The sequence below is a fragment of the Micrococcus sp. LASM2_SD2 genome, from assembly GCF_057364565.1.
Genome location: NZ_JBNFOB010000442.1, coordinates 1 through 801 on the forward strand (window position 1 = coordinate 1; position 801 = coordinate 801).

Here is an 801-nt window from a genome sequence, read left to right on the forward strand (position 1 = left end):
GTGGCGACCGCCCGCCGGATCCCGGCGGCCCGCCGGTTCGACTCCCGGGAGCCTCGCTTCGACGGCGCACACGCCGCCGACGTGCAGGACCGGGAGCACCGCCGCACCCCCGCCGGGCATGGACACTCCACGTCCCGTCCGGGCTCGGCTCCGGCCTCCGGCCCGGCCATCCCCTCCCTGGAGGTGGACGGACGCCTGCACCCGCTGGAGCAGGAGGACGTCGTCGTCGGACGCTCCCACGAGCGTGCGGACCTGGTGCTGACCGACTCCTCGGTCTCCCGCGAGCACGTCCGCCTGATCCGCACGGGGCGGAACGTGACGCTGATCGACCTGGGCTCCCGCAACGGCGTCACGGTGAACGGCCGTCGGGTTGACGGGTCCGCCGCGCTCCACGACAGTGATCGCATCACCGTGGGACAGACCACCCTGGTGTTCCACGCCGCCGAGGGGCAGGAGGGCCGATGAGCGAACTCGCCATCGCCGCACTGCGGTTCGGGCTCCTGCTGGCCCTGTGGATCCTGATCGTCTCGATCGTCACCCGCCCCGCGCGGCACCTCGAGCAGCGCGAGACCGGGCCGGGGTCGCGGTGGGTCGGCGGCCGGCACCCGTTGTACAGGTGGGTCGCCACGGAGGCTCCGGCGGAGATCGCCTCGAGCGTCCGGCCGTAGTCCGCCGCCGTGTGTCCGATCCCGACGACGGCACCCGCCGCCGTCAGCCGCCGCACCGACTCGAGGGCGCCGGGCAGCTCCGGCGCGAGGGTCACCATGAGGGGGACCCCGTCCGCGGCGGCGAGCAGCCGGT

At 74.8% G+C, this 801-nt stretch carries 2 protein-coding genes; both read left to right on the forward strand.

Annotated elements, in window-relative coordinates:
- Nucleotides 1–465, forward strand: a 465-nt coding sequence (locus tag AC2W7A_RS13005; protein WP_485991692.1) for an FHA domain-containing protein, incomplete at its 5' end; no start/stop codon positions are given.
- Nucleotides 462–668 carry a hypothetical protein gene (locus AC2W7A_RS13010; RefSeq protein ID WP_485991693.1) on the forward strand — a complete coding sequence of 69 codons (207 nt, stop codon included), beginning with the start codon at nucleotides 462–464 and terminating at the stop codon, nucleotides 666–668. The genes AC2W7A_RS13005 and AC2W7A_RS13010, both read left to right, overlap by 4 nt.
- Nucleotides 669–801: the final 133 nt, after the last annotated feature.